This is a genomic window from Klebsiella sp. NPDC088457 (genome assembly GCF_044900465.1).
Lineage (GTDB): Bacteria > Pseudomonadota > Gammaproteobacteria > Enterobacterales > Enterobacteriaceae > Klebsiella.
Genome location: NZ_JBJDNH010000026.1, coordinates 20,178 through 44,955 on the forward strand (window position 1 = coordinate 20,178; position 24,778 = coordinate 44,955).

Here is a 24,778-nt window from a genome sequence, read left to right on the forward strand (position 1 = left end):
GGGTAACAGCTATGAAAACACGTATTGTCGCCTTACTGGCCTGGATGGCGCTCAGCGCGCCGCTGGCCGCTCAGCAGTTTGACACCATCAGCTTCGGCGTTGACGGCGGCTATCCGCCATTTGACGTCCTTGCGCCCAGCGGTGAGATTACCGGCTTTGATATCGATATCGCCAACGCGCTGTGCACGCACCTGAAAGCGAAATGCGTCTTCGTCAAGCAGCCGTTTGAGAGCATGATCGCCGCGCTGAATGCGCGCAAATTCGATGCGATTATCGCTTCGCTGAATATTACCGATGAGCGTAAGAAGGAAGTGGATTTCACCGACCGCTACTACCGCAGCGCGGCGCAGCTGGTGGCGCGTAAAGGCAGCCCGCTGTTGCCGGACGCCGCGAGCCTCAAGGGCAAAACCGTCGGGGTACAAACCGGCTCGACCCATGAAGCCTACGCCAGGACCCACTGGGCCAATCACGGTGTGAAGGTGGTGGGGTATGCCAACCAGGACAACGTCTATCTGGATCTGCTCTCCGGGCGCATCGACGCCTCCTTGCAGGATAATATTCAGGCGTCCACCAGCTTTATCGACACTCCGCGCGGGCAGAAGTTTGCCTTTGCCGGCCCGGTCATTAGCGACGGCAGCATCTCGTCTGACGTTGGCATTGCGGTTAATAAAGACAATCCGGCCCTGCGCGACGCCCTCAACGAAGCGATTAAGGCGATCCGTGCCGACGGGACTTACGCTGCGATTGAGAAAAAGTACTTTAGCTTCGATATCTATGGCAATTAAGCCGTGAAGGGGAGGGCGCGATCGCCGATCTGCGCCCCTTTACGCCACGGGTGGAAGGCAGAACATGGTTGCAGACTATTTACCGTTACTGTTACGCGGCGCAGGGCTCTCGCTGTGCGTGATGCTGGTCTCGCTGCTGGTGGCGCTGTTGCTGGGGTTGGTCAATGCGCTGATGAAGCTGTTCGGGCCGCGCTGGCTACGCTGGGTTTCCACCGGCTACACCACGCTGGTACGCGGCATCCCGGAGCTGGTCATTATGCTGCTGCTGTTTTTCGGCGGCGAAATGCTGGTCAATGCCCTGCTGGGTCTGGTGGGCGTTGGCCCGGTGCGTTTTAATACCTTTATTTCCGGCGTGCTGGCGATTGGCTTCGTGTTTGGCGCCTATTACAGCGAAACTTTTCGCGGCGCCTTCCTGACCGTCGATCGCGGGCAAACCGAAGCGGCGGAAGCGTACGGCATGCGGCCCTGGTCGGTATTCCGACGGATTATGCTGCCGCAGATGCTGAGCTTTGCCATTCCAGGCATCAACAATAACTGGCTGGGGCTGATGAAGGCGTCGGCGCTGGTCTCGATCCTCGGCCTGGAAGATATGGTGTGGCTGGCGGAGCAGGCCGGGCGCGCCACGCAAAAACCCTTTTTGTTCTATTTCCTCGTGTCGCTGATTTATATGGTGATTACCGCGCTGTCCAGCTGGCTGTTTAGCCGCCTGGCGAAGCGCTATGCGCTGCGTTCATCCGCGGCGGGGGCGACGTTATGAATCTCCAGACCTTTATCGATGCGGTGCCGGGCTATCTGTGGAGCGACGGCAACGGCGAGGCGAGCGGGCTGGCGATGACGGCGAAACTGTTCCTGCTGTCTATCGTTCCCGGGATGGTGCTGGCGGTGCTGATGGCGATAGGCCAGGTCTACGGCCCGCGCGTGCTGGCATGGCCGCTCCGCGGCTTCACTTACTTTTTTCGCAGTACGCCGCTCTATCTGCAACTGATGCTGATTTACTACGGGCTGTCGCAGTTCGATATTGTCCAGCTGGGCTGGCAAAACGATCGCCCGTTCTGGCTGTTATTTCGCGATGCCACCTTCTGCGCCACCCTGGCGCTGGTGCTCAATACCGCCGCTTACGTTGCCGAACTGCTGGCGGGGATGATGGCGACCTTTCCACGCAATGAATGGGTAGCGGGCGAAGCCTATGGGATGAGCAAAGGGCAAATTATTCGCCGTCTGGTGCTGCCCGCCACGCTGCGGCGCGGGATCCCGGCGCTGAATAATGAGATGGTGTTTTTACTCCACGCCACCTCGCTTGCCAGTACCGTGACCCTGCTCGACATCACCGGCGTGGGGCGGGCCTTTTATGCCATCACCTATTCGCCGTTTATCCCGTTCCTGATGGCCGCCGCGCTGTATTTACTCTGTACCTTTATGCTCATTTTCGCCTTTTCACGCGCGGAACGGCGCTGGCTGGCCTTTATTCGCCGCGGCTGATCAGGAGCGTTTGATCGACTGGAGCTCCGTCAGGGTCACGATTTTATCGACGCGAAACTTTTTGCTGGTCAGCCAGCTATCCGCCAGCTGGCAGTAGTGCGCCATGCTGCGACAGCCGATCCGCACCAGAAAGTCAAAGCTGCCGCTGACCAGCCAGCAGTCCAGCACCTCAGGCGTTTGCCGCATCTCCTGCTCAAACACCGGCTGCGAGCGGCCGTGATCGGCGAGGGCAATCTGCGCCTGCACCACAAAAGCATGCTGCGGATCGGGAAGTTCAATAATGGCGCTGTAGCCGCGAATGATGCCGTCGCGCTCAAGGCCACGTACGCGTTCCAAGCAAGGACGGGCGGTGAGGTTTACCTGCTCCGAGAGCTTTTGATAAGAAATGCGGCCATCCCGGCGCAGGATTTCAAGGATCTTGTGATCGATACGGTCAAGCCGGGCTTTCTTTTCCACAGATAGGACGTCCAATGAAAATTAAACACTATACCTTACCCCAACATGCCCTGAGTGGGCAGCGGCAATTAACCCATTTTCACTTTGGCGAACCCGGCAGCGGGGAGAAAGTCTATCTGCAGGCCGGGCTGCACGCTGATGAAATTCCGGGCATGTTGGTACTGCATTATCTTAAAAGATTACTCAGCCAGGCGGAACGGCGCGCGGAGCTGCGCGGGGAAATCATTCTCGTCCCGGTGGCGAACCCGCCAGGGCTGGCCCAGGTGTTGCTGAACGGCGGGATCGGCCGCTTCGATCTGGCGAGCGGTCGCAACTTCAACCGCGACTTCCCCGATCTGGCCCGGCTCGCGCAGCCCTATTTAGCCGCCGACGTAGCGCTGGCGGGCGGCGACCATCGCCACGCCGTGCGCCGGGCCATGCGCGACGCGTTAGCCGCCGAACCGCTGGGCAGCGAAGTCCAGGCGTTACGTCACCATCTCTTGTCTCTCGCCTGCGATGCTGATGTGGTGCTGGATCTGCACTGCGATGACCAGGCGATATTGCATCTCTACGCCGACCCGGCGTGGCAGGCGGAAGCCGGCGTTGTGGCCGCCTTTTTGGGGATTGGTACGGTACTGCTGTCGCAGGAGAGCGGCGGCAACTCGTTTGACGAGGCCTGCGGGCTGCCGTGGCACCGTCTGGCCCGGCGCTATCCCGCCTGGCAGCAGCAGCGCCCCGGCTGCATGGCGGTGACCGTGGAACTGCGCGGCCAGCAGGATGTGAACCCTGCGCTGGCCCGGGAGGACGCCGGGCGTCTGTACCGGTACCTGCAATTTCGCGGCGTGGTGGCGGGGGAGGTCCCTGCGGTGCCGCAACAGCAGACGGTAATGCTGCCGTTTGCCGGCGGAGAAATTGTCACTGCCCCGGCGAGCGGGATCTTATTGCTGCTGAAACGGCCGGGGGAGTGGGTGAGCGCCGATGATGTGGTCGCCGAAATTGTCGATCCGTTGACCGATATGGTCCAGTCGGTCCGCCCGCAGGCCGGGGGGCTGATTTATGCCAGCCGCCGGGCGCCGTTCGTGACCTGCGGGGCCGAGGTGATGAAAATTGCCGGCGAGCGCGAGTTTGCCGGAGGCGGCGGTCTGGCGATGTGAGAAAGGTGGCGAGGGTAAAGGGCTCACCGCTTGCCAGCATCCCCGGCGGGACGTCGTCAGGCGTGGTAGCGGATGGCACCATCTACCACGACCGGGCATGGCTTGATGTATATCAACTGTTGTATCAACAGCTGCGGTAAGAAACTAAAAAAGAGTTGTAACCCCTGCGGCTTTTATTCAATTTATGCGGTGAATATTTAGAGCCTATCCAGTCGACGTTATTGTCGCAGACAGTTTGAACACGGACAGCGCGGAGAAACCGAAGCGTACACGTAGTACGTGAGGGTTTCGAGCACTGCCCCGCTTCAAAATGGCAAGTAACATAGCCCTATGGGATAGGCTCTTAATGCACGCCAATAAAAAGAATATATGTGCATTGCGATCAATACGTTAAATAAATCAGGGGTTCATTGTTGTGGCAAGTGCAAACAAACTCACGCTGTTCATCGTTATTTTCATGCTGCTGGGGATCCTCTCCGGCGCGGCAATCCATGCTTATGCCTCGTCAGCGGCGATTGCCGCCTGGTCTGACAATATTACGCTCTTTACCGATATGTTCTTACGGCTGATTAAGATGGTGATCGCGCCGCTAGTGTTCAGTACGTTAACGGTAGGGATTATGCGGCTCGGTGAAACCGCGACGATCGGTCGGGTCGGCGGTAAGGCGATGGTGTGGTTTATCACCTCTTCCGTGCTCTCCATTCTGGTGGGGCTGGTGATTGTGACCCTTCAGCATCCGGGGGCGGGCTTAAATCTGGCGATTCCGCAAGGATCCATTGATACCGGCCTGGCGGTCAGCGGGATGAGTTTAAAAGGGTTTTTATCGCATACGATCCCGACCAGCATTGCCGAGGCGATGGCCAATAACGAGATTCTGCAAATCGTGGTGTTCTCCATGTTCTTCGGTATTGCCGGCGCATCGCTGGGGGAAAAATTCACTGCGCCGCTGGTGGCTGCGCTGAACGTCGTCTCGCACATTATGCTGAAGGTGACGGGGTATGTGATGTACGTGGCTCCGCTGGCCATTTTCGCCGCCATCTCTTCGGTTATCGCCTCTCAGGGGCTGGGGATTTTGCTGAACTACGCTTCTTTTATCGGCGGCTACTACCTCGCCGTGCTGCTGACCAGCGTAGTGCTGCTGGCCGTAGGTTTCATGGTGCTGAAAAAAGAGGTCTTCCGCCTGCTCAACATGCTGAAAGATCCGGTGCTGGTCGCCTTTACCACCAGCAGCTCGGAGGCCGCCTACCCGAAGACGCTGGAGCGCCTGGTCAGCTTTGGCTGCTCGCGGAGCATTGTTTCGTTCGTGCTGCCGATCGGCTACTCCTTTAACCTGGTGGGCTCGATGGTTTACTGCTCCTTTGCGGCGCTGTTTATCGCTCAGGCCTATAACATCCACCTGAGCTTCAGCGAAATCACCGTCATGATGTTAACCCTGATGCTGGCGTCGAAAGGGATTGCCGGGGTGCCGCGTTCCGCGCTGGTGGTGCTGGCCGCCACCATCCCGGGCTTCAATATTCCGGTCGCCGGGATCCTGCTGCTGATGGGCATCGACCATTTCCTCGATATGGGCCGCTCGGCGATTAACGTGCTGGGCAACGGGATCGCCACCGCGATGCTGTCGAAGAATGAAGGCTTACTGCAGGAAGAGGCGCCAGAAGCTGAACCCATGGCCAGCACGCAAGAGGCAATATGAAAAAGAACCGCACCGCCGATACAGGAAGTCGGGTGCGGCTATTTCTGAGCGGAGTAGAATCACGGGGCAGTGGCAGCCCCGTCGTCATTACGCGAACACCACCTGCGCCCAGCGGGCCAGGCCAGCGGTGACCGAGCCAAAATCATCGCCGCCGGCAATCGGAATCCCCGGCAGGTGGGCCGCCAGCGCTTTCTTAATCAGCGGCGAGCGCGCGCTGCCGCCGGTGAGGTAGATCACATCCGGCGTTTCACGGCTGTTGTCCAGCGCCAGCTGGACCTGCTCCATGATGCGCGCCAGCGGCTGGTTTAGCGCCGTTTCCAGCCCCTGCTGGCTGATGGCGGTGGCCAGCTCGCTGCTGATAAACGGCAGCCCGGCGGTGACGCTTTCCTGTGCGGAGAGGGCGATTTTACTCTCTTCCGCGCTGCGTACCAGGCGATAGCCCAGACGCTGGCGCCAGACCTTCAGCAGCAGCGCGACTTTTTCGCTCTCGCGGGCATCGCGCAGCAAATCATTGAGCAGCCGCCCGTTGGCGCTGCTGTAGAAATCCGTTTGCGCCGGAACATCGTTGATCGCGACCGCGTTCCACCACGGCAGAACCGGTAAGGCGATCCCTTTTTCGGTTTCGCCGCCCATTCCCAGCAGCGGCATCAGGCATTTAAAGGCCAGGGCGATATCAAGGTCGTTACCGCCAACGCGGCAGCCGCTGTGGCCGAGCAAACTTTGCTGACGGTCGGCTTGCTCGCGCCACTGCGGCCCCATCAGCAGCAGAGAACAGTCGGTGGTCCCGCCGCCGATATCGACGACCAGCACGCGTTTTTCTTCGCTGAGGGTCGCTTCGAAATCCAGCCCGGCGGCCACCGGCTCAAACTGAAAGACCACGTCGCGAAAACCGGCGCGTTTTGCCGCGCGCTCGAGGATCCCTTGCGCCTGGGCGTTAGCCTCATCGCCGCCCAGTCCCTGGAAGTTAATCGGCCGGCCAATCACCGCCTGGTCGATGGTCTCCGTGAGCTGGGTTTGCACCTGTTGTTTAATGTGCAGCATCATGGCGCAGACCAGATCCTCAAACAGCGCGACCTGCTGCGGCTTCAGGCCGCTGGCGCCGAGGAACGATTTGGGGGATTTAACGAAGTACACTTCTTCCGGGTCGTCGACGTACTGATGCAACGAGGCGAGGCCAAACTGGACGCTGTTGCCGAGCACATCGATGTCTTCCTCGCGGTTGAAGTTAATCGCGCGACGCAGCAGCGCCTGGTTTTCGTCGCCGTTGGTCGGCACGTCATGATGGCGGTAGAGCCATTCGCTGACCGCTTCGCGGGTGGGTGCCGACAACATTGATGGCAGCAGCTTGCTGCCGTTTTCCAACGTTAACAGCTGCGGACGATTATCCCGCATTACGGCAACCGAACAGTTGGCGGTTCCGTAGTCAAAACCAATAAACATGACCTGAAAAATCCCCATGCCAGTGAGAAGGGGGGCGACTTTAGCGGATTGCCGTCGCGGCGACAACTGGAATTTAAAAGCAAGGTACGGCGGACGCAGAACGTCTATCATTGAGGCAATTAATAAGGAGAAACGATGACGCTGTTACCCTGGCTTCCGCCCTTCGATCGGGAGTGGATATTTGCTTTTCTGCGTGCGCGTGCGGTTTCGGGCATCGAAACGTTCAGCGAAGATACCTACAGCCGCAGCTTTGCGCTGGCCGGCCACCGTGGGCTGATTACGGTCACGGCGGATGATGCGGCGCAAGGATTACGGGTGTCGTTATCCGACGGCCTGCTGCCGGTCGCCGATGAGTGTCTGAGACGGGTCGCGCGGCTGTTTGATTTGTCCTGCGACCCGCGGCAGGTGGCGCAGGTTCTCGGGCCGCTAGCGCAGGCGCGGCCGGGATTGCGTCTGCCGGGCTCGCTTGATGCTTTTGAACAAGCGGTCCGGGCGGTGCTGGGGCAGTTGGTCAGCGTGGCGATGGCGGCGAAGCTGACGGCAAAGGTCGTGGCGGCTTTCGGCGAGCCGCTGGCGGCGGTGCCGGGGTATTCTCTGTTCCCGACCCCGGACAGGCTGGCGCTGGCTGACCCGGCAGCGCTGAAGGCGTGCGGTATGTCGCTGCGGCGCGCCGAGGCGCTTATCCACCTGGCGCAGGCGGCACTCAGCGGCGCTTTACCGCTGGCGGCGCCGGACGATATCGACGCCGGGATGAAGCAGCTGCAGACGCTGCCGGGGATTGGCCGCTGGACCGCGAGCTATTTTGCCCTGCGCGGCTGGCAGGCGCAGGATATTTTCCTCGCGGATGATTATCTGATTAAGCAGCGCTTCAGCGGAATGACGCCGGCGCGTATCGCCCATTACGCCAGGCGCTGGCAGCCGCTGCGCTCTTACGCATTGCTGCACATCTGGTATACCGAGGGATGGACGCCGACGGCGGAATAGCCTTTGAGGGTGCATATCACTGGTATCGCCGCGCTGAAATCCCTATAATTGCGGCGTTTGACGGTCAAACGTCACCCTTCCATATACATCCAGGTTAATCAGGTCGCAAAAATTTATGACTGATACGTCTCATCAGTGCGTCATTATAGGCATCGCCGGCGCATCGGCTTCGGGAAAAAGTCTTATCGCCAGCACGCTGTATCGCGAATTACGTGAACAGGTTGGCGATGAACATATTGGCGTTATTCCGGAAGACAGCTACTACAAAGATCAAAGTCATTTGTCGATGGAAGAGCGTGTTAAAACGAACTATGACCATCCCAGCTCGATGGACCACAGTTTACTGTTCCAGCATCTGCAGATGCTGAAAAGCGGCCAGCCGATTGAATTGCCGGTTTACAGCTACGTTGAACACACGCGCATGCCGGAAACCATCCACATTGAACCGAAGAAAGTGATTATCCTTGAAGGGATTTTATTGCTGACCGATGTTCGCCTGCGCAATGAGCTGAGCTTCTCTATCTTCGTGGATACGCCGCTGGATATCTGCCTGATGCGCCGCATTAAGCGCGATGTTAATGAACGCGGGCGCTCGATGGACTCAGTGATGGCGCAGTATCAGAAAACGGTTCGCCCGATGTTCCTGCAGTTTATTGACCCCTCCAAACAGTATGCCGACATTATTGTGCCTCGCGGCGGTAAGAACCGCATCGCGATTGATATTCTGAAGGCAAAAATCAGTCAGTTCTTTGAATAACACTACCGAATTGTGTAACGTGCAAAGAGAACCCAAATTGCCCTTTGCCCCGGAAGGTGTAGGGGCGCCATGCCTTAAAGGAGAAAGCTCATGCGTCTGTGCGACCGAGATATAGAAGCCTGGTTGGATGAGGGGCGGCTATCCATCAGCCCGCGTCCACCCGTTGAGCGTATTAATGGTGCCACCGTCGATGTTCGACTGGGGAATAAATTCCGCACGTTTCGCGGCCACACCGCCCCCTTTATCGATCTGAGCGGGCCGAAGGCGGAAGTCACCGCGGCGCTGGATCGCGTGATGAGCGAAGAAATTGTGCTGCCGGAAGGCGAAGCGTTCTACCTGCATCCGGGCGAACTGGCGCTGGCGGTCACCTTTGAATCGGTGACGCTGCCTGCCGATCTCGTTGGCTGGCTCGACGGGCGCTCCTCTCTGGCGCGGCTGGGGCTGATGGTGCACGTGACCGCGCACCGGATCGATCCCGGCTGGTCTGGCTGCATCGTCCTGGAGTTCTATAATTCCGGTAAGCTGCCGCTGGCGCTGCGTCCGGGGATGCCGATCGGCGCATTGAGTTTTGAACCGCTATCAGGCCCGGCGGCACGGCCTTATAACCGCCGTGAAGACGCCAAATATCGCGACCAGCAGGGCGCGGTGGCGAGCCGGATCGACAAGGATTGATAACGTACGCGGTGTGCTGAGGGTGCCATGAGACGAATTCTGACGACGCTGATGATCTTACTGGCGGTAGTTGTCGCCGGGCTAACCGCGTTGGTATTGCTGGTCAATCCCAACGATTTTCGCGCCTATATGGTGCACAAGGTGGCGGAGCGTAGCGGTTATCAGCTCGAACTCGATGGCCCACTGCGCTGGCACGTCTGGCCGCAGCTGAGCATCCTCTCAGGCCGCATGACGCTAACGGCGCCGGGGGCCGCCGAACCGGTGGTGCGCGCTGACAATATGCGTCTGGATGTCGCGCTCATGCCGCTCATTTCCCATCAGCTGCAGGTCAAGCAGGTGATGCTCAAAGGCGCAGTGATTCAGCTGACGCCGCAGACCGAAGCCGTGCGTGACCAGGATGCGCCGGTGGTGCCTCACGACAATACGCTGCCGCAGGTCCCGGAAGACCGCGGTTGGTCATATGATGTCCGGCAGTTGCAGATTGCCGACAGCGTCCTCTTTTTCCAGCATGAAAACGGCGAACAGGTGACGGTTCGCGATATTCATCTGCAGATGGGCCAGGATGAAAATCATCACGCCACCCTCGACTTTTCCGGGCGGGTCAATCGTGACCAGCGTGATTTAGCCCTTTCTTTATCCGCTGAGGTTCAGGGCGGCGACTATCCCCACTCTTTGAAAGCAGATATCTCTCAACTCAACTGGCAGCTGAGCGGGGCTGAACTGCCGGCGGAGGGCGTCAGCGGCCAGGGCAGCATGCAGGCGAGCTGGCTGGAGGATGAGAAAAAAATCAGCTTCGATAATCTCAATCTGACGGCGAACGGCAGCAACATTGCCGGGAATGCCAGCGTGGTGTTAGGCGAACAGGCGGACTGGCAGCTTAATCTTCATGCCAACATGCTCAATCTGGATAGCCTGCTGGCTCAGGCCACGCCGGCAACCGACGCCTCGGTCAATCAACAGGGGCAAAGTCAGCCAAGACAGCTGCGGCCGGTGATTGCCAATAGCGACATTCAGGAAGATTACGCGAGCCTGCGCAGCTTTAACGCCCACCTGTCGCTGACCGCCGATCGGTTGCAGTGGCGCGGGATGAACTTTAGCGGGGTGAAGAGCGATATCAGCAATCAGCAGGGGCTGTTGACGGTGAACCAGCTGCAGGGCAACCTCGACGGCGGAACGTTATCGCTGCCCGGCTCGTTGGATGCCCGGGGCAAAACGGCGCAGGCCTCTTTCCAGCCGAAGCTGGACAACGTTGAGATTAGTTCTCTGCTGAAAGCGTTTAATTACTCGCTCAACCTGACCGGCAAGCTCTCATTAAGCGGAGATTTCGCCGGCGAAAGAATCGATGCCGATGATTTCCGTCGCCGCTGGCAGGGTGAGGCGCAGATTCAAATGGCTGATACCCGCACCGAAGGGCTCAACTTCCAGCAGCTGGTGCAGCAGGCCGTGCAGCGCAGCACCAATGTGCAGGCTCAGGAAAACTACGATAACGCCACTCAGCTGGACTCGATGAGCAGCGAATTGCAGCTGACTCACGGCCAGGTGACCTTAAAGAGCCTGCAGGGACAGTCTAAGATGATGGCGCTGACCGGGCAGGGCGACCTGAACCTGCTGAAAGAAGAGTGCGATATGCGCTTTAACGTGCGCGTCCTGGGCGGCTGGCGAGGCGAAAACAAGCTCATCGATAGACTCAAACAAACCGCCATTCCGCTGCGTATCTACGGCAAGTGGAACGAGCTGAGCTATAGCCTGCAGGTCGATCAGATCCTGCGCAAACAGCTGCAGGATGAAGCAAAACAGCGACTTAACGATTGGATGGATCGCAATAAAAATACCCAGGATGGCAAAGACGTGAAGAAGCTCCTCGATAAGCATTAACCGCTTTGACCTGCTGCTGGACTCCCGGATAGCGGCGTATCGCCTTATCCGGGCTACGCGATCGCATACGCTTTGTAGCCGCGGTAAGCGCAGCGCGACCGGGGGAAGCTGTCCCGGATAGCGGCGTACCGCCTTATCCGGGTTACGCGATTGCATTCGCTCCGTAGCCGCGGTAAGCGCAGCGCGACCGGGGGAAGCTGTCCCGGATAGCGGCGTACCGCCTTATCCGGGCTACGCGATCGCATACGCTTTGTAGCCCCTGTAAGCGCAGCGCGACCGGGGGAAGCGGTCCCGGATAGCGGCGTACCGCCTTATCCGGGCTACGCGATCGCATACGCTTTGTAGCCCCTGTAAGCGCAGCGCGACCGGGGGAGGTCATCAACGTTCGCCGCAGGTGAAATCATCCACCTCTCCGCTCCAGTTAGCGGGATATAGCCCGCGCCGGACATCCCGATGAAAGGTTGAAAATGGCCAGTCCTGTATCTGTTTTACCCAGCCATGTTTGAACGGATTCATGTAGATGTAATCGACGTGACGGCGATAATCCTGCTGATTGCGAATCGTATGTTCCCAGAAACGAGGCTGCCAGACGTTATTCTGTCTTAATGTTCTGGAAAATCCTCCTTTTATGTCCCGCCAGCGTGCCGAAAAATCACAGTCGTTGTCCGGCAAGGTCCAGATGCAATGCAGGTGCTCCGGAAGTACAACCCAGGCGTCGATATAAAAAGGTTTTTGCCGTTTAACGGTCATAATCGCGTGACGTAAGGCCGCGACCTGCTGAGTCAGAAGCGCGCTTTTCCTGTTGCGTAAATTGACGGTAAAAAACCAGGTTGCACCATGAATATAGTTGCGGCGATAGGCGACCAAAGAAGGCCCCTTATGTGAGATGTGGTCTCTGCAGCGGGAGAATAAATTGGGATAAGCGCGTAGGCCATGAACAGTGGAAAGGATTGGAAAATGGCTCGCAAAATGCCGGTAAGCGCAGCGCGACCGGGGAAAGCAGGCCAGATGCTGAATGCGGGTTTAACGGTTATCACCAGGGGCTTTCCCGGATAGCGGCGCAAGCGCCTTATCCGGGCTACGCGATCGCATACGCTTCGTAGCCCCGGTAAGCGCAGCGCGACCGGGGGAAGCAGGCCAGATGCTGAATGCGGGTTTAACGGTTATCACCAGGGGCTTTCCAGGATAGCGGCGCAAGCCCCTTATCCGGGCTACGCGATTGCACTCGCCCTGTAGCCCCGGCAAGCGCAGCGCGACCGGGGGAGGCGGGCCAGATGTTGAATGCGGGATCACCAGGGGCTTTCCCGGATAGCGGCGCAAGCGCCTTATCCGGGCTACGCGATCGCATACGCATCGTAGCCCCGGTAAGCGCAGCGCGACCGGGGAATATCCGGCGGCTGCGGGCAATTACACTGCGTCACTCAATTCGTCATCCTGCGGCGGCGGCGGGATAATCTGCACTTTCTGCACCCGATGGCTTTCTACCTGCAGCGTCCGCAGAATATAGTCGCCAATTTTCACCTCTTCCCCGGCTGCAGGCACATGCTGTAGATTCTCCATCAGCAGGCCGGCAATCGTGTGATATTCGCGTTTCTCGTCCAGCGGCAGGGGAATGTACTGCACCAAATCTTCCAGCGGCATATGCCCATTTGCCGTCCAGCTGCCGTCAGGATTTTTGGTGATATCGTGGCGGGCATCGATCTCTTCCGCTTCGTTTGGTAAGTTGCCGGCAATGGTTTCCATTACATCGCTCAACGTCACCAGCCCTTCAACGGAACCAAATTCATCCACCACGAAGGCAAAATGGGTCCGGGCATGGCGAAACTGCTCCAGCGCCGGCAGCAGGGGCAGCGTTTCCGGGAATACCAGCGGCTGACGTAGCAGAACATGCAAATCAAGCGGTTCATGGCGCAGTGACTGTTGCAGAAGGTCGATAACGTGGACGACGCCAAGCAAAACTTCATCATCTTGCCCACCGGTCACCACCAGGCGGGTATGCTGGTTTTTCTCCAGCAGCGCGCGAATTTCATCTTCCGGCGCGCTGAGATCGATATGCTCAATATCGTGACGCGACGTCATAATGCTGCTGACGGTACGTTGGTTGAGGTTCAGCACCCGCTCAATCATCCGGCGTTCCTGCGGATTGAACAGCGGCGCGTCCTCCTGATTGACGATCAGCGCAGCGGTGTCCGTATTCAGCTCGGTATTCTCCTTATGGCCGCTGAGCAGACTCATCACCGCTTCGGTTGTTCGTTGCCGCAGAGTGAGATTAGCGGAGAGGAAGCGCCTGCGGTTGAACAGCGCCAGCTGGTTTAGCGACTCAATGATCACGGAGAAGCCAATCGCCGCGTACAGATAACCTTTCGGGATCGGGAAGCCGAACCCTTCGGCAATCAGGCTAAAGCCGATCATTAACAGGAAGCTGAGACATAAGATAACGATCGTCGGGTGACTGTTAACAAAGCGGGTTAACGCCTTGCTGGCAAGCAGCATCAGACTCATGGCGATAACCACCGCCGCCATCATCACTGCCAGATGATCCACCATGCCGACCGCGGTAATCACTGAGTCGAGCGAGAAGATGGCATCCAGCACGACAATCTGCGCCACAACGCCCCAGAACTGCGCTCCTTTACGCTGAACCGGATTATCGCTGTCTTTGCCTTCGAGGCGTTCATTAAGCTCGACCGTGGCTTTAAACAGCAGAAACAGTCCGCCGAACAGCATGATCAGGTCGCGGGCGCTGAAGCTGAGGTCATGGAAGGTGAACAGCGGTTTTGTCAGGGTGACTAACCAGGAAATCGATGCCAGCAGCAGCAGGCGCATCAACATCGCCAGCAGCAGGCCGACGACGCGCGCGCGGTCGCGCTGTGCCGGTGGGAGCTTTTCGGCGAGAATGGCAATAAAAACCAGGTTATCAATACCGAGGACCAGCTCTATAACCACCAACGTTATGAGACCGGCCCAAATAGAGGGGTCGGCAATCCATTCCATCATTTGTTAAAACCTATACAACATTAGAGTGCCATCCATCGATCATGGATAAGCTACGGATAAATTGCAATATCCACGTTATCCCGCGCCTTGCGTCGGTATGGGCGCAGGCCACTCCCTCTTACGACAGATTTGTTGGTCCGGGCCACCGACTGGCATCTGTTCCGGGGGTTATGACTTGCCGCCATGACGCAGATTGAATGGCGCGCGTATCTATTCTCGTTCTGTACCCAGTCGCGAAGATAACGTTGGCGATATTCAATCGCATAAAATATAAACGCGCCGGATTATTTTTTATGCGCATAAACTTATTTATAAAGCGAATGATTCATAACGGCCGGATATAAAATATCCCGTTTTGCACAAGACAAATATTGTATGGTATCTCATCTATTTGTTGTGTTTTACTGATGCATCAGCCAGGCGACCAGACGACCTCGGCCGTCGGTTGCTAATAAAAAGATTATTTTCAGTAATCAACAGCGAGGCAGGTTTTCATACTACTGAATGTCGGGGCTTGCAAAATATTTTCTTTAATCAGAGGATATCAGCAGACTTAAATGAGATGAGATAAGTGGCGCCGGTTGGCTGGCGAGGATGGAAGGGAAAGGAGCGACGGAGGGCTCAATATGTCATCTACGATGTTTCTGTCAGTCATATCAATGGCTAATGCACTTTATGTGTATTCTTGCTGCATTCCCGGGTTTAAACCACTTATTCCACTATCTTCACATGTTTATTCGATGGGTTACTCTGCCTCAATCATGGCTGAACAGGCGGATTAAGCCCTGCCGGGCGTGAGAATTCATAGGCATATCTTATGCTTGATAAGCATAAACCGTCTCAGGCGCTTTGCTCCGTTTGCCTGTCATCGCGGGGCGTTGATGGCATGAGAATTTTCCTAAAGCGACCTGTCGATTCCTATACTTTGCGTGTATTCTCTCATTGAACATGTAATTTCAGAATTTGACGGGAAGTCGGATCGATCGCAACGCTGTAATATCACAGATTGATGCAAGTAGGCGTTGTAATCTGGCTGGCATTGAAAGATTTATCACTATATGGGTGGATAAGAGAATGGCAAGTTTGAAAGCAGTTATTCCGGTAGCAGGATTGGGTATGCATATGTTGCCGGCCACCAAGGCGATTCCAAAAGAGATGCTGCCAATCGTCGATAAGCCAATGGTTCAGTACATTGTTGACGAGATTGTTGCCGCCGGGATCAAGGAAATTGTGCTGGTTACCCATTCTTCCAAGAATGCCGTGGAAAACCACTTCGATACTTCCTACGAGCTGGAAGCGCTGCTTGAGCAACGCGTCAAACGTCAGCTGCTGGCAGAGGTGCAGTCTATCTGTCCGCCGGGGGTGACGATCATGAACGTACGTCAGGCCCAGCCGCTGGGACTGGGACACTCGATTCTTTGCGCGCGCCCGGTCGTGGGTGATAACCCCTTTGTCGTTGTCCTGCCGGATATCATATTAGATAACGCCAGCGCCGATCCGCTGCGTTATAACCTCGCCGCGATGGTGGCGCGTTTCAATGAGACAGGGCGCAGCCAGATACTGGCGAAAAGAATGGCAGGGGATCTGTCTGAGTATTCGGTCATTCAGACAAAAGAGCCGCTGGATGTCGAAGGGCAGGTTGCGCGCATTGTCGAATTTATCGAGAAGCCGGATGAGCCGCAGACGCTGGACTCCGATCTGATGGCCGTCGGGCGCTATGTCCTGTCCGGCGATATATGGGCTGAGCTGGAGCGCACGCAACCGGGCGCATGGGGCCGTATCCAGTTAACGGATGCTATCGCCGAGCTGGCGAAGAAGCAGCCCGTCGACGCGATGCTGATGACCGGGGATAGCTACGATTGTGGTAAAAAAATGGGTTATATGCAGGCCTTTGTAAACTACGGGCTGCGTAACCATAAAGAAGGCAGCAAATTCCGCGAAAGCATTAAGAAACTGCTGGCGTAAATACTCAGCGGCGTATAACAGAAGTGTGAAAATGTAGGGTTTACAGAAGTATGAGGCATGAAACCGAGATGTGTCATGCTTCTGTAGGCAAGCCAGTGGGTAAAATGAGCATATTTAAGATATATATTAATCATTTTATATCAACGGGTTAGTTGTTTTTTAAGGGTAAGGTTGGCGAGGAAGGGAATATCACTTCAGAGACATCCGGTTGTTCTGCCCGCAGCACCATGATGAAATGGTCGGAGTAGCTGAATTTCAGCTTTGCTAATAACCACTTAGTAAGAATTTTCTTAAAAAATATGCGTGCCACAGGCGGTCATAAAAAAATAAAACTTGACTGAGATCATACTTACGCATTAAACAACAGTGATGCATGCATAAAAATGTGAAGTTAACGGATGTGTATGCCCATACCGGCGTCGTGGAAAAGACATTGCGGACTGGAGATATCGTCAAAGGATGAAAAATAAATGAACTGGCAGCTAGTCTCTTTTTTTGGCGATAGTACCGTGCTGTTACCCAGCGCGGCAGCATTGTTTATCGTTTTATGTCTGCGCACGCCTTCCCGGCAGCTTGCCTGGCAGTGGGGCTTGCTGTTTGGCATTACCGGCGCCATCGTCTGTGCATCCAAGCTGGCCTTTATGGGCTGGGGCTTTGGTATCCGTGAGTTAGATTTTACCGGTTTTAGCGGGCACTCCGCATTATCTTCGGCCTTCTGGCCCATTTTCCTGTGGCTGCTCTGCGCTCGCGGGACACTTTCTCTCCGTCGGGCCGCTATCCTGGCGGGTTATTCATTGGCGGGACTGGTTGGCTATTCCCGGCTGGTGATTCATGCGCATTCAACCTCAGAAGTGATCGCCGGGTTACTGCTTGGCGCTTGTGGCAGCGCGCTGTTTCTGTTGCTGCAAATTCGCGCGTCGCGTGTTGCGGACGCCCGCCTCTCCTGGGGTGGGTTACTCAGTTTAATTGTCATACCGGTTGTTTTGCTGAATATCGGTACTAAAGCTCCCACCCAGTCGCTACTGGGGGAGATAGCGGTAAAGATCGGACCACTGGAAAAGCCGTTCACCCGTGCGGATCTGCATAAGCATTTTTACTAAGTTTCTGATAGTGCAGAATTAGGCCTGGTAAATAAATGGATTTGTGATGGATAAGCGTATTTTCATATGAGTGAAATAAATAGCTGATAGTCCATTGTTAATACAGTTTATGGTGATGCCCCGTTGCTGAGAAGATTCCTAAATAGCGTAGCGATCTTTTTCACCGTTTCTTCGTTATGTTTGTCAAGTATAAAAAAATGCTAAAGTCTATTAATTTTTGTAGTTGACCTCCAGGAAGAATATTGATTAAGAAGATGCGCGGGAGATAATAAAATCAATAATAATCAATGTGTTGTGTGGAGTCTCTTGTTTTCTGGAATATTGGCGTGATAGTCAGTCACGATATTATTAAATAATCTTATTGACGGTAGCTGTGCTTGTCGGATGAGTGAGGATGACATGTTTTACATGTGTGAATAATTGTCATTTATGCTCCCAATTGCTGGCAGAATCTCGTAAACTTGATGCTGCTGAAATTCTTAGTTGTGATTAATAATACGGCAGCATGAGTCAGTCGAATAAAAAGAAGTACAGTGCATTGGTAGCTGTTAAGCCAAGGGCGGTAGCGTATCTGAAACCGCCATTCTCAATTCTGTAGACCCTTCTCATTGCGTTCGAAACTCCTAAAACTTGTTGCCAGAGATGCTTAACTGTAAGAGCCGTATATAATCGCTAATCTCAAAGGCTCAATGGTGCTGGGTGCAACTGACAAATTGTGGCAGCTAGAGGTGCTTGAGGACAAAACGGGCAGGCCAGTAGCGCGTGAGTTCACTGGCGCGATGAAAGACGGTTCTGAAGAGAGTGCTCAAATATTGAGTCACTTCATACGTTAAAAGATGATGGTTATTGCATCATCGCTGTCGAACAAACATACTACGACTGGCGTCAGCGTGCGCTCTCTATACTCATATTCCCCATCGACTCGCCAGCTTGCGGAAAAGGGGCTAAAAATGGATCTTGTACAATGATGAAAATCGCGCGTATTGCACTTGCTTTAGGGCTGTTGACATCGGTTAGCGCTCAGGTTTATGCCGCTGGTCTGGTACTGAATGATAATGAACTGCGCAACGATCTCTCCTGGCTTTCCGACCGGGGGGTTATCCATCTCAGTCTTTCTACCTGGCCGCTGAGTCAGGAAGAGATCATACGTGCGCTGAAAAAAGCTAAACCTTCCTATTCTTCTGAGCAAGTGGTGCTGGCGCGTATTAATCAGCGACTTTCATCTTTAAAAGCCGATTTCCGCGTTAGCGGCTACACCTCGACCGATAAACCAGGAACGCCGCAGGGGTTTGGGCAAAGCCAGCCCGCGGATAGCTCGCTCTCTCTGGCCTTTAACAACAGCGGTGAATGGTGGGATGTTCATTTGCAGGGTAACGTTGAAGGTGATGAGCGTATCAGCAATGGTTCGCGTTTCAATGCCAATGGTGCCTACGGCGCGGTGAAATTCTGGAACCAGTGGCTGTCGTTCGGCCAGATGCCGCAGTGGTGGGGCCCGGGCTATGAAGGCAGCTTAATTCGCGGTGATGCTGCCAGACCGATGACCGGTTTTCTGATGCAGCGTGCCGAACAGGCAGCGCCGGAGACCTGGTGGCTACGCTGGATTGGTCCCTGGCAGTATCAGATCTCCGCCAGCCAGATGAATCAGTATACGGCGGTGCCACACGCCAAAATCATTGGTGGTCGTTTGACCTTCTCCCCATTCCAGTCCCTGGAACTGGGTGCCTCACGCATTATGCAGTGGGGAGGGGAGGGGCGCCCGCGGTCATTTAGCAGTTTCTGGGATGGTTTCACCGGGCAGGATAACACCGGTACGACGAATGAGCCGGGTAACCAGCTGGCTGGCTTTGACTTTAAGTTTAAGCTAGAACCGACTTTGGGTTGGCCAGTAAGCTTCTATGGTCAGATGATCGGTGAAGATGAAGCAGGGGGATTACCTTCTGCCAATACTCTCCTTGGCGGGGTTGAAGGCCATCATGGTTGGGGCAAAGATGCAATCAACTGGTACATGGAAGCGCATGATACCCGTTCAAATATGAGCCGTACCAATTATATCTATACTCACCACATTTACAAAGATGGCTATTATCAGCAGGGCTACCCGTTGGGGGATGCTATGGGTGGTGATGGTCAGTTGTTTGCCGGTAAAGTTGAACTGGTGACGGAAGATAATCAACGTTGGAGCACGCGTTTAGTCTACGCCAAAGTAAACCCTGATAATCAATCAATTAATAAGGCATTCCCACATTCAGATACCTTGAAGGGAGTACAATTAGGGTGGAGTGGGGATGTCTATAAGACAGTGCGCCTGAATACCTCACTGTGGTATACCGACGCTGATCACAGCGATAGCGATGATGTTGGTGCAAGCGCAGGGATTGAGATCCCGTTTAGTTTATAGGCTGAATGCGGCAGATTGATTGGTAAAGAGATTGAGGTAACGTTGCAGGAAGCAAATCGTATCGATCTCTGTACCTGACCACACAAGGACGTGCTGGAAAATCAACAGCTACTCAGAAATTTGCAAATTTTGGTTTACTGATGATGTGACATTATGAAGAAAAAAATTGTTAGATTTTCGGCGTTAGCATTGGCAATAGGGTTTTTATCGGGCTGTACAATTATTCCTGGTCAGGGGTTAAATAGCCTACGGAAGAATGTGGTTGAACTACCGGATAGCGATTATGATCTGGATAAACTAGTTAATGTTTATCCGATGACACCTGGGCTGATCGATCAATTGCGTCCAGAAAGCATTATTGCTCAGCCTAACCCCCAGTTGGATAATTTACTTAAAAATTATGAGTACCGTATTGGGGTCGGGGATGTGTTAATGGTGACTGTATGGGATCACCCTGAACTGACCACCCCTGCTGGTCAGTACCGTAGTGCCAGCGATACAGGTAACTGGGTCAACTCTGACGGAACCATCTTCTATCCTTATATTGGCAAGGTCCAGGTGGCAGGTAAGACTCTGAGTCAGGTACGACAGGAGATCACTAGTCGCTTGACTACCTATATTGAAAGCCCGCAGGTTGATGTAAGTATTGCTGCTTTCCGTTCTCAAAAGGCATATGTGACAGGAGAGGTTGCTAAGTCTGGGCAGCAACCCATTACCAATATACCTCTGACAGTTATGGATGCTGTAAATGCGGCTGGTGGTTTAGCCGCAGATGCAGACTGGCGTAATGTTGTTTTGACACATAATGGAAAAGACACAAAAGTCTCGTTGTATGCATTAATGCAGAAAGGGGATTTAACCCAGAATCATCTACTTTATCCTGGCGATATTCTGTTTGTTCCACGAAATGACGATCTAAAAGTGTTCGTTATGGGAGAAGTTGGTAAACAGAGCACAATGAAGATGGACCGTAGTGGAATGACGCTTGCCGAAGCATTGGGAAATGCCGATGGCATATCCCAGTCAATGAGTGATGCAACAGGGATTTTTGTTGTCCGTCAGTTGAAAGGAGATAAGCAGGGTAAGATTGCAAATATATATCAGCTTAATGCACAAGATGCGTCAGCAATGGTGTTAGGCACGGAATTCCAGTTGCAACCTTATGATATAGTTTATGTAACAACAGCTCCTCTTGTTCGCTGGAACCGAGTGATGTCGCAATTAGTACCGACAATCGCTGGGGTCCATGATATGACAGAAACTGTTCGTTACATCAGAACGTGGCCATAATTATGTTTGATTCAATTCTCATTGTGTGCACCGGAAATATATGTCGTTCACCTATAGGAGAAAGGGTGTTGCGCAAACTTCTTCCTGGAAGAAGAATTGATTCTGCAGGGACTTCAGCATTGGTTAATTATCCTGCAGACGCTAGTGCTATCGAGGTAGCTAGCAAGCATGGTTTATCTCTTGAAGGACATAGTGGCCGTCAATTTACAGCTAAGTTGGGAAGGGAATACGAACTAATATTAGTAATGGAAAAGGAACACCTTAATAAAATAACTTCTATTGCACCTGAGCTTCGTGGGAAAACTATGCTTTATGGTCATTGGTTAAATCAGCGAGATATACCAGATCCGTATAGGAAAAGTAATGAGGCTTTTGAGTCAGTCTATCAGTTAATTGAAAAGTCTGGACGATATTGGGCTGATAAACTTAGTGACTAAGATACGGGAAAAAAATTAATGTCTTCAATTAAAAATAAAATCGATAAAACAGAGTCAGCTGAAATTGATTTAGGCCGATTAATTGGTGAGTTAATCGATCACCGTAAGTTAATTATTTCGGTAACTTCAATTTTCGTCTTGATAGCACTAGTATATGCTTTATTTGCAACCCCTATTTACCAATCTGATGCCCTAGTGCAAGTAGAGCAAAAACAAGGGAATGCAATTCTTAGTAGTCTAAGTCAAGTACTACCTAATGTGCAGCCACAATCTGCACCAGAGATGGCGTTATTGCAATCACGGATGATTTTAGGTAAATCAGTAGAGGATCTTAACTTACAGGCGTTAGTTACACCGGAATATTTTCCTATATTTGGAGAGGGATGGGCAAGATTACTTGGTGAGAAATCTGGTTCTATATCTGTTTCAAGATTTTCTTTATTTGGAACAGATGATGACATAGCTAGTATTTATTTAACGGTCAAGGATAAAGAACATTACGTTGTAACCGGAAATGGGTATGAAATTTCGGGTAAAGTAGGCGAACAATTAAAAAATAAAAGTTTATTATTAGAAGTTAATGAAATAAATGCGGTTGAGGGTTCTCGGTTCAAAATTACTTACATGAGTAGACTTAGAGCTATAAGTCTTCTTCAGAAAAATTTCACAATAGAAGAACAAGGTAAGGATACGGGGATTCTTTCCTTATCATTAGTTGGAGAAGACCCAGAACTTATCACTAAGATATTAAATAATATTACAACTAATTATTTAATGCAAAATATAGATAGACAGGCTGCTCAGGATGAGAAAAGTTTAGAATTTTTGAATAAACAACTTCCAAAAGTAAGAAGTGACCTTGACATCGCTGAGGATAAGTTAAACGATTATCGGCGGACGAAAGACTCGGTTGATCTAACTTTGGAAGCAAAATCGGTATTAGACCAAATCGTTAATGTCGAAAATCAACTTAATGAGTTGACTTTTCGTGAGTCAGAAATATCTCAACTATACACCCGTGAACATCCAACATATAAAGCATTAATGGAAAAACGGAAGACGTTACAGGACGAGAAAAATAAACTTAATAAAAAAGTATCTGATATGCCCGGTACGCAACAGGAGGTGTTGCGATTAAGCCGAGATGTCGAGTCAGGACGGGCAGTTTTTATGCAGTTACTAAATAGGCAGCAAGAGCTAAGTATTGCCAAATCTAGTGCTATAGGGAATGTTCGCATTATTGATGATGCGATTACACATCCCAAGCCTGTAAAACCTAAAAAAACAATAATAGTTATTGTTGGCTTTATTTTAGGTGTAATGGCCTCAATTAGCATAGTGCTTCTTAGAATGCTTCTACGTCGTGGTATCGAATCTCCTGAACAGCTAGAGGAAGTGGGTATTAATGTGTATGCTAGTATTCCTGTATCTGATACTCTGTCAAATTATAATCAGAAGAAAGGTCTACGAATAAGAGCGGATAAACTAGAACATAAGTCATTTCTTGCAATTGAAAACCCTGCAGATATAGCAATAGAGACAATTAGAGGCTTACGAACTAGTTTGCATTTTGCAATGATGGAAGCACGAAATAATATTTTAATGATTTCAGGTGCTAGCCCTAATGCGGGTAAAACATTCGTAAGTACTAACTTAGCAGCTGTTATAGCACAAACAGGTAAAAAAGTTCTTTTTATTGATACGGATATGCGGAAAGGGTATGTTCATAAGTTATTTAATTCTACGAATGAGAATGGTTTGTCGGATATATTATCGGGAGGTATTAATATTACCGATGCAATCAAGAGAATGAATGGTGGTGGGTTTGATTATATAACTCGAGGTACAGTACCCCCTAATCCTGCTGAATTATTAATGCATCCAAGATTTGGTGAACTCCTTAAATGGGGAGGCGAGAATTACGATTTGGTCATAATTGACACTCCTCCAATTTTAGCAGTCACGGATGCAGCTATAATAGGTAATTACTCCGGCACTACTTTGTTGGTTGCTCGTTTTGAAAAAAATACAACTAAAGAGATTGAAATAAGTATAAGACGATTCGAACAAAGTGGTGTAAAGGTAAAAGGATGTATTTTGAATGGAGTTGTAAAAAAATCCAGTAGCTATTATGGCTACGGTTATAACCACTATGGTTATAGCTATGAAAGCTCCTCCGATAAATAAAATCGAAAAAGAGGGGGAGCCCCTCTTTTCCAGATTTAAATGGTATTATTACTAATAAATACCGGTGAGTATATGTTTATTTATTTCCTGATATTGCTATTTTTGCTTTTAAGCATATTTCTTAAAAGGAAATATGATACAGTCACTTTCTTTATCTCAGTGGTTATATTATTTCTAGTCGGTTTTCTTAGAGGGGATAGCGTAGGTACAGATATTGGAATATATACATGTAATTTTAAACAAATTAGTTTTAATCCTGCAACTTGGAATTATTGTACAAAATTCGAAGATGGATTTAATTATCTTATAGCATTTTATAAAGAGTTTTTTACTAAAGAACCAACACTCTTTTTTAGAGCGATTTTTATATTTGCATTTTTGGGGTTTGTGAACTTCATTCGAAAAGAAAGTAATCGACCTATATTGACTCTCTTTTTCTTTTACATTTTTTATTATTATTTTTATAATTTTAATATAATGAGACAGTTTTTTGGCCTGGGTATTATTTTAGGTCTTTATCCTTATGTTAAAACAAAAACAAGTTTACTCTTTATTACTATAGCTACAACGGCATTTCTATTCCATAATACATTATTTATACTTCTTTTTCTTCTTATCTTCAAACTCAACTGGTCAGAAGCATTGAAGAAAAAGAAATTATTACTTATACCCGTCTTGTTGAGCTACTGTCTTTTTATTCTTAAAGGTCCAGTGATTAATTTCGCTCATAGTATTTCTTTCTTGAGTGAGCGCTATACAATGCACCTAAGAGGAGAGGCTGCAGTTGATAGTTCAACTATTACTATTACATTGCACACTCTTTTTTGTATACTTTGTATATTTATTTCTTCTAAAAATACACCGCGAGAATATCTTTTTTCCTATGTGTTAGGTATATTTATCTTAAATGTTATGGGAGCTATAAATCCTTTATTTATACGGGTGGCAAGCTGTTTCTTGATTTTCAATATTATATATTATACCTATCTTTGGTACTATACAGAGACTCAATTGCTTAGGATTATATTCAAATTTTCAGTCATAATGTATGGATTTGTTTACTTTACTAATTCAATTATTAAGGATTTCGGCGGGATAGTCCCATACACAGTTTGGGCATTCTAAAAATT

General features: G+C 51.7%; 20 protein-coding genes. 16 read left to right on the forward strand and 4 right to left on the reverse strand.

Annotated elements, in window-relative coordinates:
- The first annotated feature begins 11 nt into the window (after positions 1-11).
- The 3 genes from ACI2JR_RS17120 (at position 12) to ACI2JR_RS17130 (ending at position 2,264) form a co-directional block, all read left to right on the forward strand.
- Positions 12-785, forward strand: coding sequence for an ABC transporter substrate-binding protein (locus tag ACI2JR_RS17120; RefSeq protein WP_462479052.1), 774 nt, complete (start codon positions 12-14; stop codon positions 783-785).
- Between the two features lie 64 nt (positions 786-849).
- Positions 850-1,542: an ABC transporter permease gene (locus ACI2JR_RS17125; RefSeq protein WP_462479053.1), complete on the forward strand. Its 693-nt coding sequence runs from the start codon at positions 850-852 to the stop codon at positions 1,540-1,542.
- A complete protein-coding gene (locus ACI2JR_RS17130) occupies positions 1,539-2,264 on the forward strand; it encodes an ABC transporter permease (RefSeq protein ID WP_462479054.1) in 726 nt (241 codons plus the stop codon). Before ACI2JR_RS17125 ends, ACI2JR_RS17130 begins: the two co-directional genes overlap by 4 nt.
- Here the strand turns inward: ACI2JR_RS17130 and ACI2JR_RS17135 are convergent, their stop codons facing one another.
- On the reverse strand, positions 2,265-2,720 hold the full coding sequence (locus tag ACI2JR_RS17135; protein WP_132725303.1) for an Lrp/AsnC family transcriptional regulator: 456 nt from the start codon (positions 2,718-2,720) through the stop codon (positions 2,265-2,267).
- Positions 2,721-2,734: 14 nt separating this feature from the next.
- Here ACI2JR_RS17135 and ACI2JR_RS17140 point away from each other — a divergent pair, with 14 nt between their 5' ends.
- Both ACI2JR_RS17140 and ACI2JR_RS17145 read left to right on the forward strand, forming a co-directional pair.
- Entirely contained in the window at positions 2,735-3,853 is a 1,119-nt protein-coding gene (locus ACI2JR_RS17140) for a succinylglutamate desuccinylase/aspartoacylase family protein (RefSeq protein ID WP_132725300.1), read from the forward strand.
- A 457-nt stretch (positions 3,854-4,310) separates the two neighbouring features.
- Positions 4,311-5,546 carry a dicarboxylate/amino acid:cation symporter gene (locus ACI2JR_RS17145; protein WP_462479078.1) on the forward strand — a complete coding sequence of 412 codons (1,236 nt, stop codon included), beginning with the start codon at positions 4,311-4,313 and terminating at the stop codon, positions 5,544-5,546.
- Positions 5,547-5,633: 87 nt separating this feature from the next.
- Here the strand turns inward: ACI2JR_RS17145 and yegD are convergent, their stop codons facing one another.
- Positions 5,634-6,986, reverse strand: a complete 1,353-nt coding sequence (yegD, locus tag ACI2JR_RS17150) for a molecular chaperone (protein WP_462479055.1) — start codon at positions 6,984-6,986, stop codon at positions 5,634-5,636.
- 135 nt (positions 6,987-7,121) lie between these two features.
- On the opposite strand from yegD, the gene alkA reads away from it, so the two are divergent.
- The 4 genes from alkA to asmA all read left to right on the forward strand — a co-directional run bounded on the left by alkA (position 7,122) and on the right by asmA (position 11,274).
- Positions 7,122-7,970 carry a DNA-3-methyladenine glycosylase 2 gene (gene alkA / locus ACI2JR_RS17155; protein ID WP_132725286.1) on the forward strand — a complete coding sequence of 283 codons (849 nt, stop codon included), beginning with the start codon at positions 7,122-7,124 and terminating at the stop codon, positions 7,968-7,970.
- 115 nt (positions 7,971-8,085) lie between these two features.
- The gene (gene udk, locus ACI2JR_RS17160) at positions 8,086-8,727 is read left to right on the forward strand and encodes a uridine kinase (protein ID WP_004864593.1); all 642 of its coding nucleotides are present in this window, start codon (positions 8,086-8,088) and stop codon (positions 8,725-8,727) included.
- A gap of 90 nt (positions 8,728-8,817) precedes the next feature.
- Entirely contained in the window at positions 8,818-9,399 is a 582-nt protein-coding gene (gene dcd, locus ACI2JR_RS17165; protein WP_045855745.1) for a dCTP deaminase, read from the forward strand.
- Positions 9,400-9,426: 27 nt separating this feature from the next.
- Positions 9,427-11,274, forward strand: a complete 1,848-nt coding sequence (gene asmA, locus ACI2JR_RS17170; protein WP_462479056.1) for an outer membrane assembly protein AsmA — start codon at positions 9,427-9,429, stop codon at positions 11,272-11,274.
- Between the two features lie 378 nt (positions 11,275-11,652).
- Here asmA and ACI2JR_RS17175 read toward each other — a convergent pair whose 3' ends face one another.
- The gene (locus ACI2JR_RS17175; RefSeq protein WP_087849480.1) at positions 11,653-12,141 is read right to left on the reverse strand and encodes an REP-associated tyrosine transposase; all 489 of its coding nucleotides are present in this window, start codon (positions 12,139-12,141) and stop codon (positions 11,653-11,655) included.
- Positions 12,142-12,681: 540 nt separating this feature from the next.
- Complete coding sequence (locus ACI2JR_RS17180; protein ID WP_462479079.1) at positions 12,682-14,268, reverse strand: TerC family protein; 1,587 nt, start codon at positions 14,266-14,268, stop codon at positions 12,682-12,684.
- A gap of 1,077 nt (positions 14,269-15,345) precedes the next feature.
- On the opposite strand from ACI2JR_RS17180, the gene galF reads away from it, so the two are divergent.
- The 7 genes from galF (at position 15,346) to ACI2JR_RS17215 (ending at position 24,773) form a co-directional block, all read left to right on the forward strand.
- Complete coding sequence (gene galF / locus ACI2JR_RS17185; RefSeq protein WP_462479057.1) at positions 15,346-16,236, forward strand: GalU regulator GalF; 891 nt, start codon at positions 15,346-15,348, stop codon at positions 16,234-16,236.
- A gap of 470 nt (positions 16,237-16,706) precedes the next feature.
- Positions 16,707-17,336, forward strand: a complete 630-nt coding sequence (locus tag ACI2JR_RS17190) for a phosphatase PAP2 family protein (RefSeq protein WP_050849636.1) — start codon at positions 16,707-16,709, stop codon at positions 17,334-17,336.
- Between the two features lie 964 nt (positions 17,337-18,300).
- On the forward strand, positions 18,301-19,734 hold the full coding sequence (locus ACI2JR_RS17195; RefSeq protein WP_462479058.1) for a capsule assembly Wzi family protein: 1,434 nt from the start codon (positions 18,301-18,303) through the stop codon (positions 19,732-19,734).
- 153 nt (positions 19,735-19,887) lie between these two features.
- Complete coding sequence (locus tag ACI2JR_RS17200; protein ID WP_462479059.1) at positions 19,888-21,024, forward strand: polysaccharide export protein; 1,137 nt, start codon at positions 19,888-19,890, stop codon at positions 21,022-21,024.
- Positions 21,025-21,026: 2 nt separating this feature from the next.
- Positions 21,027-21,461: a protein tyrosine phosphatase gene (locus ACI2JR_RS17205; protein ID WP_462479060.1), complete on the forward strand. Its 435-nt coding sequence runs from the start codon at positions 21,027-21,029 to the stop codon at positions 21,459-21,461.
- Between the two features lie 18 nt (positions 21,462-21,479).
- Positions 21,480-23,648, forward strand: coding sequence for a polysaccharide biosynthesis tyrosine autokinase (locus ACI2JR_RS17210; RefSeq protein ID WP_462479061.1), 2,169 nt, complete (start codon positions 21,480-21,482; stop codon positions 23,646-23,648).
- Between the two features lie 72 nt (positions 23,649-23,720).
- Positions 23,721-24,773, forward strand: a complete 1,053-nt coding sequence (locus ACI2JR_RS17215) for an EpsG family protein (protein ID WP_462479062.1) — start codon at positions 23,721-23,723, stop codon at positions 24,771-24,773.
- Positions 24,774-24,778 lie beyond the last annotated feature (5 nt).

Bases quoted from the DNA above. Each gene is read 5' to 3' on its own strand.
- ACI2JR_RS17120 (WP_462479052.1), top strand. From the start codon at position 12: ATGAAAACACGTATTGTCGCCTTACTGGCCTGGATGGCGCTCAGCGCG.
- ACI2JR_RS17125 (WP_462479053.1), top strand. From the start codon at position 850: ATGGTTGCAGACTATTTACCGTTACTGTTACGCGGCGCAGGGCTCTCG.
- ACI2JR_RS17130 (WP_462479054.1), top strand. From the start codon at position 1,539: ATGAATCTCCAGACCTTTATCGATGCGGTGCCGGGCTATCTGTGGAGC.
- ACI2JR_RS17140 (WP_132725300.1), top strand. From the start codon at position 2,735: ATGAAAATTAAACACTATACCTTACCCCAACATGCCCTGAGTGGGCAG.
- ACI2JR_RS17145 (WP_462479078.1), top strand. From the start codon at position 4,311: ATGCTGCTGGGGATCCTCTCCGGCGCGGCAATCCATGCTTATGCCTCG.
- yegD (WP_462479055.1), bottom strand. From the start codon at position 6,986: ATGTTTATTGGTTTTGACTACGGAACCGCCAACTGTTCGGTTGCCGTA.
- alkA (WP_132725286.1), top strand. From the start codon at position 7,122: ATGACGCTGTTACCCTGGCTTCCGCCCTTCGATCGGGAGTGGATATTT.
- udk (WP_004864593.1), top strand. From the start codon at position 8,086: ATGACTGATACGTCTCATCAGTGCGTCATTATAGGCATCGCCGGCGCA.
- dcd (WP_045855745.1), top strand. From the start codon at position 8,818: ATGCGTCTGTGCGACCGAGATATAGAAGCCTGGTTGGATGAGGGGCGG.
- asmA (WP_462479056.1), top strand. From the start codon at position 9,427: ATGAGACGAATTCTGACGACGCTGATGATCTTACTGGCGGTAGTTGTC.
- ACI2JR_RS17180 (WP_462479079.1), bottom strand. From the start codon at position 14,268: ATGGAATGGATTGCCGACCCCTCTATTTGGGCCGGTCTCATAACGTTG.
- galF (WP_462479057.1), top strand. From the start codon at position 15,346: ATGGCAAGTTTGAAAGCAGTTATTCCGGTAGCAGGATTGGGTATGCAT.
- ACI2JR_RS17190 (WP_050849636.1), top strand. From the start codon at position 16,707: ATGAACTGGCAGCTAGTCTCTTTTTTTGGCGATAGTACCGTGCTGTTA.
- ACI2JR_RS17195 (WP_462479058.1), top strand. From the start codon at position 18,301: ATGATGAAAATCGCGCGTATTGCACTTGCTTTAGGGCTGTTGACATCG.
- ACI2JR_RS17200 (WP_462479059.1), top strand. From the start codon at position 19,888: ATGAAGAAAAAAATTGTTAGATTTTCGGCGTTAGCATTGGCAATAGGG.
- ACI2JR_RS17205 (WP_462479060.1), top strand. From the start codon at position 21,027: ATGTTTGATTCAATTCTCATTGTGTGCACCGGAAATATATGTCGTTCA.
- ACI2JR_RS17210 (WP_462479061.1), top strand. From the start codon at position 21,480: ATGTCTTCAATTAAAAATAAAATCGATAAAACAGAGTCAGCTGAAATT.
- ACI2JR_RS17215 (WP_462479062.1), top strand. From the start codon at position 23,721: ATGTTTATTTATTTCCTGATATTGCTATTTTTGCTTTTAAGCATATTT.